General features: G+C 68.9%; 14 protein-coding genes and 3 pseudogenes. 11 read left to right on the forward strand and 6 right to left on the reverse strand.

All coding sequences use genetic code 11. From position 1 onward, the window contains the following. From MCHUDSM44219_RS31395 to MCHUDSM44219_RS25505, 5 genes and pseudogenes are all read left to right on the forward strand, one after another. Positions 1-353 (forward strand): annotated as a pseudogene (locus MCHUDSM44219_RS31395) (uroporphyrinogen-III synthase); the annotation flags it as partial. Positions 354-364: 11 nt separating this feature from the next. Beyond that, complete coding sequence (locus MCHUDSM44219_RS25490; RefSeq protein ID WP_048421067.1) at positions 365-1,024, forward strand: helix-turn-helix domain-containing protein; 660 nt, start codon at positions 365-367, stop codon at positions 1,022-1,024. A 168-nt stretch (positions 1,025-1,192) separates the two neighbouring features. Next, positions 1,193-3,004 (forward strand): 2-isopropylmalate synthase, encoded by a 1,812-nt coding sequence (gene leuA, locus MCHUDSM44219_RS25495; protein ID WP_048421068.1) that lies wholly within the window; start codon positions 1,193-1,195, stop codon positions 3,002-3,004. 67 nt (positions 3,005-3,071) lie between these two features. Next, a complete protein-coding gene (locus MCHUDSM44219_RS25500; RefSeq protein ID WP_048421069.1) occupies positions 3,072-3,455 on the forward strand; it encodes a PLDc N-terminal domain-containing protein in 384 nt (127 codons plus the stop codon). Positions 3,456-3,522: 67 nt separating this feature from the next. Continuing rightward, a complete protein-coding gene (locus tag MCHUDSM44219_RS25505; RefSeq protein ID WP_048421070.1) occupies positions 3,523-3,765 on the forward strand; it encodes a hypothetical protein in 243 nt (80 codons plus the stop codon). Between the two features lies 1 nt (position 3,766). On the opposite strand, the gene MCHUDSM44219_RS25510 is transcribed toward MCHUDSM44219_RS25505, so the two are convergent. After that, positions 3,767-4,768 (reverse strand): DEDDh family exonuclease, encoded by a 1,002-nt coding sequence (locus MCHUDSM44219_RS25510; protein ID WP_048421071.1) that lies wholly within the window; start codon positions 4,766-4,768, stop codon positions 3,767-3,769. Positions 4,769-4,845: 77 nt separating this feature from the next. Here MCHUDSM44219_RS25510 and MCHUDSM44219_RS25515 point away from each other — a divergent pair, with 77 nt between their 5' ends. Both MCHUDSM44219_RS25515 and MCHUDSM44219_RS25520 read left to right on the forward strand, forming a co-directional pair. Continuing rightward, positions 4,846-6,105, forward strand: coding sequence for a Mur ligase family protein (locus MCHUDSM44219_RS25515; RefSeq protein WP_048421072.1), 1,260 nt, complete (start codon positions 4,846-4,848; stop codon positions 6,103-6,105). After that, positions 6,102-6,818 carry a type 1 glutamine amidotransferase gene (locus tag MCHUDSM44219_RS25520; protein WP_048421073.1) on the forward strand — a complete coding sequence of 239 codons (717 nt, stop codon included), beginning with the start codon at positions 6,102-6,104 and terminating at the stop codon, positions 6,816-6,818. Before MCHUDSM44219_RS25515 ends, MCHUDSM44219_RS25520 begins: the two co-directional genes overlap by 4 nt. On the opposite strand, the gene MCHUDSM44219_RS25525 is transcribed toward MCHUDSM44219_RS25520, so the two are convergent. From MCHUDSM44219_RS25525 to MCHUDSM44219_RS25535, 3 genes are all read right to left on the reverse strand, one after another. Next, complete coding sequence (locus MCHUDSM44219_RS25525; protein ID WP_048421074.1) at positions 6,815-7,702, reverse strand: type IV toxin-antitoxin system AbiEi family antitoxin; 888 nt, start codon at positions 7,700-7,702, stop codon at positions 6,815-6,817. The two genes, MCHUDSM44219_RS25520 and MCHUDSM44219_RS25525, sit on opposite strands and share 4 nt — an antisense overlap. Positions 7,703-7,952: 250 nt before the next feature. Beyond that, positions 7,953-8,564: a recombination mediator RecR gene (recR, locus tag MCHUDSM44219_RS25530; protein ID WP_043413292.1), complete on the reverse strand. Its 612-nt coding sequence runs from the start codon at positions 8,562-8,564 to the stop codon at positions 7,953-7,955. A 4-nt stretch (positions 8,565-8,568) separates the two neighbouring features. Then, positions 8,569-8,901, reverse strand: coding sequence for a YbaB/EbfC family nucleoid-associated protein (locus tag MCHUDSM44219_RS25535; RefSeq protein ID WP_048421075.1), 333 nt, complete (start codon positions 8,899-8,901; stop codon positions 8,569-8,571). A gap of 111 nt (positions 8,902-9,012) precedes the next feature. Between MCHUDSM44219_RS25535 and MCHUDSM44219_RS25540 the strand changes: the two genes are divergently transcribed. Next, the gene (locus MCHUDSM44219_RS25540; protein ID WP_048421076.1) at positions 9,013-9,762 is read left to right on the forward strand and encodes an Rv3717 family N-acetylmuramoyl-L-alanine amidase; all 750 of its coding nucleotides are present in this window, start codon (positions 9,013-9,015) and stop codon (positions 9,760-9,762) included. 31 nt (positions 9,763-9,793) lie between these two features. Here the strand turns inward: MCHUDSM44219_RS25540 and MCHUDSM44219_RS25545 are convergent. Then, positions 9,794-10,210 (reverse strand): annotated as a pseudogene (locus MCHUDSM44219_RS25545) (SRPBCC family protein); the annotation flags it as partial. A 67-nt stretch (positions 10,211-10,277) separates the two neighbouring features. On the opposite strand from MCHUDSM44219_RS25545, the gene MCHUDSM44219_RS25550 reads away from it, so the two are divergent. The 3 genes from MCHUDSM44219_RS25550 to MCHUDSM44219_RS25560 are packed head-to-tail and all read left to right on the forward strand — an operon-like array spanning position 10,278 to position 13,400. Beyond that, entirely contained in the window at positions 10,278-11,669 is a 1,392-nt protein-coding gene (locus MCHUDSM44219_RS25550) for an FAD-binding oxidoreductase (RefSeq protein ID WP_048421077.1), read from the forward strand. Continuing rightward, positions 11,666-12,988, forward strand: coding sequence for a class I SAM-dependent methyltransferase (locus MCHUDSM44219_RS25555; RefSeq protein ID WP_048421078.1), 1,323 nt, complete (start codon positions 11,666-11,668; stop codon positions 12,986-12,988). The genes MCHUDSM44219_RS25550 and MCHUDSM44219_RS25555 overlap by 4 nt, the downstream gene beginning before the upstream one ends. 31 nt (positions 12,989-13,019) lie before the next feature. Further along, on the forward strand, positions 13,020-13,400 hold the full coding sequence (locus MCHUDSM44219_RS25560) for a phage holin family protein (protein ID WP_048421079.1): 381 nt from the start codon (positions 13,020-13,022) through the stop codon (positions 13,398-13,400). Positions 13,401-13,489: 89 nt separating this feature from the next. On the opposite strand, the pseudogene MCHUDSM44219_RS25565 reads toward MCHUDSM44219_RS25560, so the two are convergent. Beyond that, a pseudogene (locus tag MCHUDSM44219_RS25565) lies at positions 13,490-13,967 on the reverse strand (DNA polymerase III subunit gamma/tau); the annotation flags it as partial.

A 13,967-nucleotide genomic window follows, 5' to 3' on the forward strand; every position in this document is an offset into this window, starting at 1 on the left:
CACTGTACGGCTGGACCGTGCTGGTGCCGCGCACCAAGGACCAGGCGGGTGAGATGAGCGATCGGCTCGTCGGCCACGGCGCGCTGCCCATCGAGGGGCCGACCATCGCGGTCGAGCCGCCCCGAAGCCCGGCCCAGATGGAAAGGGCCGTCAAGGGTCTGGTCGCGGCCGGCTTCAGCGGCCACGGTTTCAAGATCGCGCCCGCGGTCGGCAGGCTGGTCGCCGACCTGGTCGTCGACGGTCACAGCCGCGACCCGCGCATTCCGGCCTCGGACTTCCGGCTGTCGCGGTTCGCCGAGGGCGATCCGCTCAGGACGCCGTACCCGTACGTCGGCGCGGGCGAGATGCGCTAGACAGGTGAGCTGTGGCCTCTGCTGACGATCACGTCCCGCTGCTGCGCAACAAGTCGGGCACGGCCCGGGACCGCGATCCCGCCGAGCCCGTCGACGAACTGGAGATCGAGTCCGCCATCGGGCGCAACGTGCGGCTGCTGCGGCTGCAGCAGGGCCTCACGGTCGCCGAGACGGCAGCGCGCATCGGCATCTCCAAAGCGATGATGAGCAAGATCGAGAACGCTCAGACGTCGTGCAGCCTGTCCACGCTGGCGCTGCTGGCCAAGGGCTTCGACGTGCCGGTGACGAGCCTTTTCCGCGGCGCGGACGTGGAGCGTCCAGCGGCGTTCGTCCGGTCGGGCACCGGAGCGCGGATCGTGCGGGAGGGCAGCCGCGAGGGCCACGAGTACGAACTGCTCGGCTCGCTGCGCGGCGAGCACAAGCGGCTGGAATGCCTGCAGGTCACGTTGTCGGAGAAGAGCCAGACCTATCCGCTGTTCCAGCATCCGGGCACCGAGTTCATCTACATGCTCGAAGGCGTCATGGACTACAGCCACAGCCGGTCGGTGTACCGGCTGCACCCCGGCGACTCGCTGCAGTTCGACGGCGAGGGTGCCCACGGACCGGTCGATCTGGTGGAGGTGCCCATTCGGTTCCTGTCGGTGATCGCGTTCCCCGACTCCCAGGTCTGAGGCCCCCAGCGGGGTTTTGCTCCCCGGCGGCCCAGGAGTAGGGTGTCTTCCGTGCAGCGGGTGCTCCTTCTCGGACGCCGCGACGGGGTCTGATCCAGACCGGCCTCCCGTCGCGGGTGTTCGCGATGCGCCGGTCTGAATTCCCCTAGACCTATCCGGAGCACCGACATGACCGAGAACTTCACCCCCAGCGCCGACACCTTCAGCTCGGTACGCACCATCACCACGCCCGCCGGCGCACCTCATCCCGGCCAGCCCGCCTGGAACACTCAGCGCGGCTCGTCGATGCCGGTGAGCCGCTATCGCAGTTTCGCCGACGAGGTGGAACCGATTCGGCTGCCGGACCGCACGTGGCCGGACACCGTCATCGACACCGCACCGATGTGGTGCGCGGTGGACCTGCGCGACGGCAACCAGGCGCTGATCGACCCGATGAGCCCGGCCCGCAAACGCCGCATGTTCGATCTGCTGGTGCGGATGGGCTACAAGGAGATCGAGGTCGGTTTCCCGTCGGCCAGCCAGACCGACTTCGACTTCGTCCGCGAGATCATCGAACAGGGCGCCATCCCCGAGGACGTCACCATTCAGGTGCTGACGCAGTGCCGCCCCGAGCTGATCGAACGTACGTTCCTGGCCTGCCAGGGTGCCCCGCGGGCGATCGTGCACTTCTACAACTCGACGTCGATCCTGCAGCGCCGCGTGGTGTTCCGCGCCGACCGCGACGCCGTCAAGAAGATCGCCACCGACGGGGCACGGATGTGCGTCGACGAGGCCCGCAAGTATCCCGAGACGCGGTGGCGGTTCGAGTACTCGCCGGAGTCCTACACCGGCACCGAACTGGAGTACGCCGTCGAGGTCTGCAACGCCGTGTCTGAGGTGATCCAGCCCACCCCGGACGTCCCGCTGATCGTCAACCTGCCGGCCACCGTCGAGATGGCCACCCCCAACGTCTATGCCGACTCCATCGAGTGGATGAGCCGCAACCTGGCCCGCCGCGAGTCGATCATCCTGAGCCTGCATCCGCACAACGATCGCGGAACTGCCGTCGCCGCAGCCGAATTGGGCTATGCCGCCGGGGCGGACCGGATCGAGGGCTGCCTGTTCGGCAACGGCGAGCGCACCGGCAACGTGTGCCTGGTGACGCTGGGGCTCAACCTGTTCAGCCGAGGCGTTGACCCGCAGATCGACTTCTCCAACATCGACGAGATCCGCCGCACCGTCGAGTACTGCAACCAGCTGCCGGTGCACGAACGTCACCCCTACGGCGGCGATCTGGTCTACACCGCGTTCTCCGGCAGCCACCAGGACGCCATCAACAAGGGTCTGGACGCCATGAAAGTGGCTGCCGACGAAGCGGATTCGGATGTCGACGACATCCTGTGGCAGGTCCCCTACCTGCCGATCGACCCGAAGGACGTCGGCCGCACGTACGAGGCCGTGATCCGGGTCAACTCGCAGTCGGGCAAGGGCGGCGTCGCCTACATCATGAAGGCCGACCACGGGCTGGCCCTCCCGCGGCGGCTGCAGATCGAGTTCTCCCAGGCGATCCAGGCGATCACCGACGGTGAGGGCGGCGAGGTGTCGCCCAAGGAGATGTGGGACGCCTTCTACGAGGAGTACCTGGCGCCGGTGCGCCCACTGGAGCGGATGCGGCAGCGGGTCGACGCCGCCGAGGTCGACGGCGGCACCGACACCGTCACCGCGGTCGTAAAGGTCGACGGTGAGGAACGCGAGATCGTCGGCGCCGGTAACGGACCGCTCGCCGCGTTCTGTGATGCGCTGGGGGCGATCGGTTACGACGTCAACGTGCTGGACTACTCCGAGCACGCGATGTCCTCCGGCGAAGAGGCCCAGGCCGCCGCCTACGTGGAAGCGTCGATCGGCGGCAAGACCGTGTGGGGCGTCGGTATCGCGACGTCGATCACGACGGCCTCACTGCGCGCGGTGGTTTCCGCGGTGAATCGCGCCGCCCGGAACTGACAGCCGGCCTCCCCCATGAGGTCTTTCGGCCCTCAACGCGCCACCGCGGGCGTGCTGGACTGGCCTGATGTGGGATACGTTCTGGCATTTCCTGTGGTCCACGATCGTCATCTTCGCGTTCATCGCGTACCTGATGATCCTGTTCAACATCCTGGTCGACCTGTTCTGGCGTGACCACAAGACCTCGGGTTGGGTCAAGGCCATCTGGGTGATCTTCCTGATCCTGGTCCCCTACCTGACCGCGCTGGCGTACCTCATCGTCCGGGGCACGGGCATGGCGGAACGCGCCCGCGAGCAGGCGATGCAGGCCAAGAAGGAGACCGACGACTACATCAAGACCGCGGCGGGCCGTAGTCCGGCGCAGGAGATCGCCGACGCCAAGGCACTTCTCGATGGCGGGACCATCAGCCAGGGCGAGTTCGACGCGCTGAAGGCCAAGGCGCTGCGCTGAGCAGTGATCTTGAAAAGTCCTGTCAGAGAGCTGTTTCGAACCTGAGCGCGCTGGCAATGCCAGCACTATGAAACTCATCACTCTCGGATCGGCGGTGCTGACCGGGGCCGCGGCGTCATTGATCTCGCTGGCTCCGGTCGCCGCTGCGCAACCCGTTCCCTGCACCGACCCTCCTGGCAGCGCCACGGAGGGCACACCCTGCGAACCCGACGGCGCCGAAGGCCCGCCCGCGCTCGTCGGCGAGCTACCGCCCGGTACGGACGGTGTGCCGGACGTCGCCGGGTGCTACCCCGGCCGGATCTGCGAGTGAGTCAGAACAGCGCCAGCTGATCGTCGGCGTCGTCGGGGTCGGTGAACTCCTCGACGGTGGTCCCCCCGACCACGACGCCCAGCAGGCGTAGGAACTCGGTGGCGCCGATCAGCGGCACCCCGAGTTCCCCGGCTTGGAAACCCCTGCCCTGCTCCGGCGCGGCAGCGTCGCAGACGACCAGCGACGTGTGCGTGTCGACCGACTCGGCGTAGGCCAACCCTGCCTGAAGGATGCGCTCGATGAGTTCCTCGTGGGTGTGGCCCACCTCGGCGGCCACCGCCACGCGCATCCCCTGCACCAGCGGCCGACCCGGGACGAACCGGCCGGGGTTGGCGTAGCGGGACGGCAGCCGTGCAGCCACCACTTTGAGCGGTCGCAGCTCCTCATGCGTGACCCGGCCGTTGGGCCAGGTGCGCCGGGACACCGGGTGCACCGGCAGCCATCTGCGGTGCTCCTGCGCCCGGACCAGGACGGGCTTGAGGATCTGGGCCAGCACCATCGCGTCGTCGAGTGCGTCGTGGGGCCGCATCTGCGTGACGCCCCAGTGCGCCGCCAGCGTCTCGAGCCGCAGGTTCTCCAGACCGAGATCCAGACGACGGGCGAGTTCGACGGTGCACATCACGGTCTCCACCGGCAGCTCGGCCTGCACCAGCTCCGCCTCGGCGGTCAGGAACGCGTAATCGAAGCCCACGTTGTGGGCGACCAGTGTGCGGCCCCGCAGCACCTCGATCAGATCGCCGACCACATCTCCGAACGTGGGTTGGCCCTCCAGCATCTCCGCCGTGAGTCCGTGCACGTGCGTCGGGCCCGGGTCTACACCGGGGTTGAGCAGGCTGTACAGGCTCTCCTCGACGTTGCCGTCGTCGCTGAGAGCCAGCGCCGCGACGCTCACGATCCGGGCCTGCCCGGGGCGGAAGCCCGAGGTCTCGACGTCGACGACCGCCCATCCGGAGCCCGCCTGATCGGCGGGCCTGCCCCAGGATCTGGCGTCGGTTGAGCTCACACACCGAGGATGGCACGCAGCCCCGACAAGCCCCGCTCCCCACGCCGCGTGTCGGCTGCTTCTCTAAACTGCCGGGAATGGTCACCCGCGGAGAGCAGGAGCGCAGCGACCGGGGAGTCTCGGTGCGCGGACGAGTCGCGCTTGCGGCCGGCGCGGGCGCGCGATGGGCGTCCCGCGTCACCGGCCGGGGCGCCGGCGCGATGATCGGCGGCCTGGTCGCGATGACGCTGGATCGCTCGATCCTCGGCCAGCTCGGTCAGGGCCGCCGCACCGTCGTCGTGACCGGCACCAACGGCAAGTCGACCACCACCCGGATGACGGCGGCCGCGCTGGCCACGCTGGGCCCGGTCGCCACCAACGCCGAGGGCGCCAACATGGACGCCGGCCTGGTGGCCGCGCTCGCTGCCGCGCCCGATGCGACCCTGGCCGCGCTCGAGGTCGACGAGATGCACGTGCCGCATGTCTTGGATGCTGTGACAGCCGCGGTCATCATCTTGCTCAACCTCTCCCGCGACCAACTCGACCGGGTGGGTGAGATCAACCACATCGAGCGCACGCTGCGCGCCGGGCTGGCCCGCCATCCGGCCGCGGTGGTGGTCGCCAACTGTGACGACGTGCTGATGACGTCCGCGGCCTACGACAGCCCGCACGTGGTGTGGGTGGCCGCCGGGGGCGGCTGGGCCAGCGACTCGGTGAGCTGTCCCCGCTCGGGCGAGGTGATCGTGCGCGAGGGCGCCCACTGGTACTCGACCGGCACCGATTTCAAGCGGCCCGACCCGGACTGGTGGTTCGACGACACCCATATCCACGGTCCCGGCGGGCTGTCGCTGCCGATGGCGCTCACCCTGCCCGGCACCGTCAACCGGGGCAACGCGACCCAGGCGGTGGCCGCGGCGGTGACGCTGGGCGCGGACCCCGCCGCCGCGGTGGCGGCCGTGTCCGCCGTCGACGAGGTCGCCGGCCGCTACCGCACCGTCCCGGTCGGTTCGGCGCACACCGCACGGATCCTGCTGGCGAAGAACCCGGCCGGATGGCAGGAAGCGCTGTCCATGGTCGATCGGGACGCCGCCGGCGTGGTGATCTCGGTCAACGGCCAGGTGCCCGACGGTGAGGACCTGTCCTGGTTGTGGGACGTGAAGTTCGAACACTTCGAGTCGGTTCCGGTGGTGGCCGCCGGAGAGCGCGGCACCGATCTGGCCGTCCGTCTCGGCTACGCCGGCGTCGGGCACACGCTGGTGCACGACACGATGGCCGCGATCCGGTCCTGCCCGCCGGGGCACGTCGAGGTGCTGGCCAACTACACGGCGTTCCTGCAGCTGAATCGGGCACTGGGATGAGCCAATCGGCTGTGCGGATCGGGCTGGTGCTGCCCGACGTGATGGGCACCTACGGCGACGGCGGCAACTCCGTGGTGCTGCGACAACGGTTGCGGCTGCGGGGAATCGACGCGGAGATCGTCGAGATCACTCTCGACGATCCGGTGCCCGGTGAACTCGATCTCTACACGCTCGGCGGTGCCGAGGACTACGCGCAGCGACTCGCGACCAAGCATCTGATCCGCTATCCCGGTCTACAGCAGGCGGTCTCGCGGGGTGCGCCGGTGCTGGCGATCTGCGCGGCGATCCAGGTTCTCGGCCACTGGTACGAGACGTCGGCGGGCGAGCGCGTGGAAGGCGTCGGGCTGCTCGACGTGACGACCTCCCCGCAGGCCGAGAGGACCATCGGGGAGGTGGCGTCGACGCCGTTGATCGACGGTCTCACCCAGACCCTCACCGGGTTCGAGAACCACCGCGGCGGAACCGATCTGGGTGCCGACGCGCGGCCGCTGGCCGCCGTGACCAAGGGCGCGGGCAACCGGGCCGGCGGCGGCGTCGACGGCGCGGTTCAGGGCAGCATCGTCGCCACCTATCTGCACGGCTGCTGCCTGGCCCGCAATCCCGAACTCGCCGACCACCTGCTCGCCAAGGTGGTGGGACCCCTTGCGCCGCTGAACCTTCCGGAGGTCGACCAGTTGCGCCGGGAGCGGCTGGCCGCCCCGCGCCGGGTCTAGGCGGCCAACGTCCGCACGACACGCTGCCTGTCACTCGGGTCGAGTGCACAGCCACGACTGCGTAGCGCGGCCTCGACGCGGTCCAGCCACACTGCCGGCCGCTCCTCGGCGATCACCCGGATCACGATCCAGCCCATCTGCTCCAGCATCCGCAACCGTCCGATGTCCTTGACGTACTGCGTGCGGTCCTTGCGGTGATGATCACCGTCGTACTCGACCGCGACGCCGTACTCCGGCCACCCCAGGTCGAGGAAAGCAACCGGGCGGGAGCCGTCGACCACCGGAATCTGGGTCTCGGGTCGCGGAAACCCGCAGTCCAGCAACCACAGTCGGATGAGACTTTCCCGAGGCGACGCCGCGCCGCCATCGACGAGAGGAAGCAGATCGCGCAACTGGGCGAGGCCCGGCAACTTCGGTCGCCGGTCCGCGAGGGCAGACACCTCCTCGGTGGAGAAGGGCTGGTTCCACATCAAGGCGTCCAGCCGGGTCAGGGCACCTGCACGATTCGACAGACGGCCTACGTCGAGGGCCGTTCGTACCCGGGTGGTGACGGGTAGCCCGCTGCGACGGGTGATTTCGTCGCCCGACAGCGCGAAGCAGCGGATGATCAGTCCGTGCTGTGGGCGGGCACGGACCCCGGCGACCTCGATGGGGACGTCGACGTCGATCCACGGCGCTCCGTGCAACGCTGCGGCCGCGGTACCCGCGATCACTCCCTTGCGACCGGTCGCCAGCCACGCACCGATCGCCCGATCCCGCAGCGTGAGCTCGATGCGCTTGCGCACGAACACGCCGCGATAGAGCGTCGTGTAGTCGCGCCTCAATTCATGCCGGGTGACCACGCCGGCCCTGACGGCCTCGCCGCCGAGAATCACTCTGTTCATGCAGGGCATGCTGCCCATGGCCACCGACAAGACCTCAGCCCTGCACGTTTCGCACACGAAGTGCGAGTAGCCGTATGCAGAACGTGCGGAGGTGAGGCGAGCGGGACGAGCACGCAGGGAGCTGCGGTCGCAGGGCCCCAGAAACTCCAGCCCTGCACGTTTTGCACAGAAAGTGCGAGTAGACGCATGCAGAACGTGCAGAGGTGGGGCAGAAGTGACGCCAGCCCGCGCAGGCCCCGCGCCGGCCCCGTCACGCCATCGCGCGACGGCCCGCCAGCGCGCGGCCCAGCGTCAGCTCGTCGGCGAACTCCAGGTCCCCGCCCATCGGGAGCCCCGACGCGATCCGCGTCACGGAGAGCCCCGGGATGTCACGCAGCATCCGCACCAGATACGTGGCGGTCGCCTCGCCCTCGGTGTTCGGGTCCGTCGCGATGATCACCTCGGCCACCTCGACACCATCGACGCGTTCGCCGATCCTGTTCAGCAGTTCGCGGATCCGCAGCTGGTCGGGCCCGATGCCCGAGAGCGGATCCAGCGCCCCGCCCAGCACGTGGTAGCGCCCGCGGAACTCGCGGGTGCGTTCCACCGCCTGCACGTCCTTCGGCTCCTCGACCACGCACACCAGCGACGCGTCGCGGCGCGGGTCGGAGCAGATGCGGCAGCGTTCCTCGTCGCTGACATTGCCGCACACCGCGCAGAACGTCACCCCGTCGCGAACCTTGTTCAGCACGGCGGTCAGCCGGTCGATGTCCGGCGGCTCGACCGACAGCAGGTGGAACGCGATGCGCTGGGCGCTCTTGGGCCCGATCCCGGGCAGCTTGCCGAGCTCGTCGATCAGATCCTGGACGGGTCCTTCGAACAAAGAGTCACATCCCCGGCAGGCCGAGACCGCCCATGCCGCCGGCCAGTGGGCCCAGCCGGTCGTGGGCGAGGATGGTGACCTGCTTGGCGGCGTCGGCGATCGCGCCGACGATCAGGTCCTGCAGCGTCTCCACGTCGGACGGGTCGACGACCTTCGGGTCGATCGACAGTCCGACCACCTCGCCGCTGCCGCGCATCGTGACCTGCACCAGCCCGCCGCCGGCCTGGCCGTGCACCTCGGAGTTCGCCAGCGCCTCCTGCGCCTCCATCAGCTGCTGCTGCACCTGCTGGGCCTGCGCGAGGAGTGCGGACATGTCGGGTTGGCCACCGGGCTGCATAGCTGTTCCTCTGGGGTGTTGATTGCGTGTCGGTCTCGACTTGGTTGCGCTCACGTCGAAAGCGACGCTTCGGGGTTTCAGCCTAGTCGGCGGGCGGGCTACCGTGGCGCCGTGCTATTCCGAGCTGCCGTGCGTGTCGGCGCTACCATCGCCGCCGGGCTGCTCGTCGCCGCCTCCACGCTGGCCGCCCCTGCACAGGCCGCCCCGACCAACATCGCGGGCATGATCGTGTTCCTCGACCCCGGCCACCAGGCGTCGATGCCCGACATGGGCCGGCAGGTGCCCACCGGCCGCGGCGGCACCAAGGACTGCCAGGCCAGCGGCACCTCAACCGCGGACGGCTTCCCCGAGCACACGTTCACCTGGGACACCACGCTGCGGGTCCGGCAGGCCCTGACCGGGCTGGGTGTGCGGACGGCGATGTCGCGGGGCGACGACAGCGGACCAGGGCCCTGCGTCGACGAGCGCGCCGCGATGGCCAACGCGATCCGGCCCAACGCGATCGTCTCGATCCACGCCGACGGCGGTCCGCCCACCGGGCGCGGCTTCCACGTGCTGTACTCGTCGCCGCCGCTCAACGCGGCGCAGGCGGGTCCGGCCGTGCAGTTCGCCAAGGTGATGCGCGACCAGATGGCCGGCTCGGGCATTCCCCCGTCGACCTACATCGGTTCGTCGGGCCTGAACCCGCGATCCGACATCGCCGGACTCAACCTGGCGCAGTATCCGTCGATCCTCGTCGAGTGCGGCAACATGAAGAACCCGATCGACTCGGGTCTGATGACGACCGCCGAGGGCCGGCAGAAGTACGCCGACGCCGTGGTCCGCGGGATCGTGGCCTTCCTGAGCGCCCAGCGCGGCTAGACGCCCGCTACACGTCCTGGACCGCCTCGGNCATGGCGGGCGGCAGCGCCGACGCGGCCGCGGTGCTGGTGGCGATGAACGTCTTCTCGAAGAAGCCGCCGACGCCGCCGGCGCCCTGCCACGACGTCTTGAGGGTCACCGACGACCCCGCCGGACCGGCGGGTGCCACGGTCCAGTTGGTCACCATCGACGAGTTGGCGTCCTTCTCGATGACGGTGTGACCGGCGACGTCGACGGTGGCCTTGACGTCGCGGGAGCGTGACTTGGTGGCCTGCAGCTTCCAGGTGGCGACGGTGCCGGCGCCCTGACCGCCCTCGAGCACGCGGTAGCCGCTGTAGTGCTCCGAGAGGATCTTCGGCCGCATCGCCTGGTAGTCGGCGACGGCGCCGAGCACTGTCGCCGGGTCGGCGTCGATCAATACCGTGCTGGACGCGCTGACCTGTCCCATCGGTGCGAACTCCTCATCTGGCTCGGGTGCGGTCGCATCGGGTGCCACCGCGGACTAGCGTATATGTGTGTCTGTTCCCGCGACCGACGCACGTGCAGCTCACGCCGACGGTGTGGAGCGGCTTCTGGCCAGCTATCGGGCGATTCCGCCCGGTGCCACCGTGCGTCTGGCCAAACCCACGTCCAATCTCTTTCGCGCTCGCGCGAAGAGCACCGCCCCCGGCCTCGACGTGTCGGGCCTGACCGATGTCATCTCCGTCGATCCCGTGGCGCGCACCGCCGACGTCGCCGGCATGTGCACCTACGAGGATCTCGTTGCCGCGACGCTGCCGCACGGACTCTCACCACTGGTGGTCCCGCAGCTCAAGACGATCACGCTCGGGGGCGCGGTCACCGGCCTCGGCATCGAGTCGACCTCGTTCCGCAACGGTCTGCCCCATGAATCCGTGCTCGAGATGGACATCCTCACCGGCACCGGCGATGTCGTGAGAGCCTCGCCCACCGAGAACCCCGATCTCTTCCATGCGTTCCCGAATTCCTATGGGACGCTAGGCTATTCGGTGCGGTTGACGATCGAGCTGGAACCTGTCAAGCCGTTCGTCGCGTTGCGGCACGTGCGATTCCATGCGATCGACGCCCTGATCGAGGCGATGGACCGGATCATCGAGACGGGCGGCTGGAACGGCGAGCGGGTCGACTACCTCGACGGCGTCGTCTTCAGTGCCGACGAGAGCTACCTGTGTCTGGGCATCCAGTCGGCGACGCCGGGGCCGGTCAGCGATTACACCGGTCAGCAGATCTACTACCGGTCGATCCAGCATCCCTCCGGGGAGAAGCACGACCGGTTGACCATCCACGACTACCTGTGGCGCTGGGACACCGACTGGTTCTGGTGCTCACGGGCTTTCGGCGCGCAGGACCCGCGGATCCGGCGGTTCTGGCCGCGGCGACTGCGGCGGTCCAGCTTCTACTGGAAGCTCATCGGGTACGACCAGCGGTTCGACATCGCCGACCGTATCGAGAAGCGGAACGGCCGCCCACCGCGGGAACGGGTGGTGCAGGACGTCGAGGTGCCCATCGAGCGGACCGCCGAGTTCGTCGAGTGGTTCCTGGCTACCGTTCCGATCGAGCCGATCTGGCTGTGCCCGTTGCGGCTTCGCGACGCGCCGAATTCCACCGGCGGTTGGCCGCTGTATCCGATCCGGCCGCATCACAGCTACGTCAACGTCGGATTCTGGTCCTCGGTGCCTGTCGGACCCGAGGAGGGGTACACGAACCGGATGATCGAGCGGAAGGTCAGCGACCTCGACGGACACAAGTCGCTGTACTCCGATGCCTTCTATTCGCCGGAGGAGTTCGACGAACTCTATGGCGGCGAGGTGTACACGACGGTGAAGAAGATCTACGACCCGGATTCCCGGTTCCTCGACCTGTATGCGAAGGCGGTACGGCGACAATGACGACTTTTCGAGAACGACCGACGGACGCGGCCAACCCGGCCGATGGCCGCCTGACGCTGGCGGAGATCCTGGAGATCTTCGCCTCTGGCACGCAGCCGCTGAAGTTCACGGCCTATGACGGCAGCAGCGCCGGACCGGATGACGCCGAACTGGGCCTGGACCTGCTGACGCCGCGCGGGACCACGTATCTGGCGACCGCACCCGGCGACCTGGGGCTGGCTCGCGCATACATCTCAGGCAATCTCGAGGCGCACGGGGTGCACCCGGGTGATCCGTACGAGTTGCTCAACGCGCTGACCGAGAAGCTCGACTTCAAGCGCCCGTCGGCGCGGGTGCTGGCCCAGGTCATCCGCTCGATCGGCATCGAACATCTGAAGCCGATCTCACCGCCGCCGCAGGAGGCGCTGCCGCGCTGGCGCCGGTTCGCAGAAGGTCTGCGGCACAGCAAAACTCGTGACGCCGAGGCGATCCACCATCACTACGACGTCTCGAACACCTTCTACGAGTGGGTGCTCGGCCCGTCGATGACCTACACCTGCGCGTGCTACCAGCATCCCGAGGCGACGCTGGAGGAAGCGCAGGACAACAAGTACCGGCTGGTGTTCGAGAAGCTGCGCCTCCAACCGGGCGATCGACTGCTCGACGTCGGGTGCGGCTGGGGCGGCATGGTGCGCTACGCCGCCCGGCACGGCGTGAAGGCGATCGGCGTCACGCTGTCCAGGCAGCAGGCCGAGTGGGCGCAGAAGGCGATCGCGGAGGAGGGACTGGGCGACCTCGCCGAGGTGCGCCACAGCGATTACCGCGACGTGCGGGAGTCCCAGTTCGACGCGGTGTCGTCCATCGGTCTGACCGAGCACATCGGGGTGGCCAACTACCCGGCCTACTTCCGGTTCCTCAAGTCCAAGCTGCGCACCGGCGGGCTGCTGCTCAACCACTGCATCACCCGCCACGACAACCGGCACGGCGCCGCGGCCGGCGGGTTCATCGACCGGTACGTCTTCCCCGACGGGGAGCTGACCGGTTCCGGCCGGATCATCACCGAGGTCCAGGACGTCGGGCTCGAGGTGGTGCACGAGGAGAACCTGCGCAATCACTACGCGATGACGCTGCGGGACTGGAACCGCAACCTCGTCGAGCACTGGGACGAGGCGGTGGCCGAGGTCGGGCTCGCGACCGCGAAGGTGTGGGGCCTGTACATGGCCGGCTCGCGGGTCGGCTTCGAGCAGAACGCGATCCAGCTGCATCAGGTGCTGGCGGTCAAGCTCGACGAGCGCGGCCGTGACGGTGGCCTGCCGTTGCGGCCTTGGTGGACCGCCTGATTCCAGCCACGACGGGAGCTACGATCCCGGCATGGTCCGCTTCCTGCTGCGCGTCGCTATCTTTCTCGGGTCGTCGGCCATCGGTCTGCTGGTGGCCGCGTGGCTGGTGCCGGGGGTGACGTTGTCGGCGTGGGGATTCGTCGCCGCGGTGGTGATCTTCACGGTGGCGCAGGCGATCCTGTCGCCGTTCTTCCTGAAGATGGCCAGCCGGTATGCATCGGCCTTCCTCGGCGGCATCGGCCTGGTGTCGACGTTCGCGGCCCTGTTACTGGCTTCGCTTTTGTCGCAAGGCTTGAGCATCCGCGGCGTCGGATCCTGGATCGGCGCGACCGTGGTGGTGTGGCTGGTCACCGCGGTCGCGACGGTGGTGCTGCCGCTGCTGGTGTTGCGGGAGAAGAAGACCGCCGCCTAGGTCACCGGGTCGGCTGGTCGAAATCCACGTTCTGCAGCCGTCTACTCGCACTTTTCCTGCAAAAAGCGGATGTGGTCAGTCGTGCCACGTCACCCGTCGATGCGGCGCGCTCCCAGCTCGCTCTGCAGCAGTTCCAGCGCAGCCTCCTCCGGGTCGCGCCGGGGCGCGGCCGGGTCGACGTTGCCGGCCTCGGCGAGCATGCTCTCCTCGTCGTCGCCGTCGGGGGGCGGGGGCGGTTCATCAGGGAGGCGCCGCGGCTCGGCGGCTGTCGGCGCTGCTGCCGCGGGCGCGGTGCCGGTCTCGCAGCGGATGTTCCAGTTCACCCCGAGCGCATCCTTGAGGGCCTCGCGGATGACGTCGGCGTTGCGCGCCTCGGTGAGCCGCTTGGCCAACGGCGCCGATTCGTGGCTCAGCACCAGGGTGTTGCCCTCGACGGCCCGCACGATCGCACCGGCGAGCATGACCTCGGTGGTGCGGCTGCGCTCGCGGACCTTCTCCCGCACGGTCGTCCACATGCTGCGCACGGCCGCCGTGAGGCCATGGGCGAGCTCGAAGACGAAGGCTTCC

This window comes from Mycolicibacterium chubuense (genome assembly GCF_001044255.1).
Taxonomy (GTDB): domain Bacteria; phylum Actinomycetota; class Actinomycetes; order Mycobacteriales; family Mycobacteriaceae; genus Mycobacterium; species Mycobacterium chubuense.

Excerpts from the sequence above, each read along its gene's own strand:
- leuA (WP_048421068.1), top strand. The coding sequence starts at position 1,193 with ATGACCGAGAACTTCACCCCCAGCGCCGACACCTTCAGCTCGGTACGC.
- MCHUDSM44219_RS25500 (WP_048421069.1), top strand. The coding sequence starts at position 3,072 with ATGTGGGATACGTTCTGGCATTTCCTGTGGTCCACGATCGTCATCTTC.
- MCHUDSM44219_RS25505 (WP_048421070.1), top strand. The coding sequence starts at position 3,523 with ATGAAACTCATCACTCTCGGATCGGCGGTGCTGACCGGGGCCGCGGCG.
- MCHUDSM44219_RS25515 (WP_048421072.1), top strand. The coding sequence starts at position 4,846 with ATGGTCACCCGCGGAGAGCAGGAGCGCAGCGACCGGGGAGTCTCGGTG.
- MCHUDSM44219_RS25520 (WP_048421073.1), top strand. The coding sequence starts at position 6,102 with ATGAGCCAATCGGCTGTGCGGATCGGGCTGGTGCTGCCCGACGTGATG.
- MCHUDSM44219_RS25525 (WP_048421074.1), bottom strand. The coding sequence starts at position 7,702 with ATGAACAGAGTGATTCTCGGCGGCGAGGCCGTCAGGGCCGGCGTGGTC.
- MCHUDSM44219_RS25535 (WP_048421075.1), bottom strand. The coding sequence starts at position 8,901 with ATGCAGCCCGGTGGCCAACCCGACATGTCCGCACTCCTCGCGCAGGCC.
- MCHUDSM44219_RS25555 (WP_048421078.1), top strand. The coding sequence starts at position 11,666 with ATGACGACTTTTCGAGAACGACCGACGGACGCGGCCAACCCGGCCGAT.
- MCHUDSM44219_RS25560 (WP_048421079.1), top strand. The coding sequence starts at position 13,020 with ATGGTCCGCTTCCTGCTGCGCGTCGCTATCTTTCTCGGGTCGTCGGCC.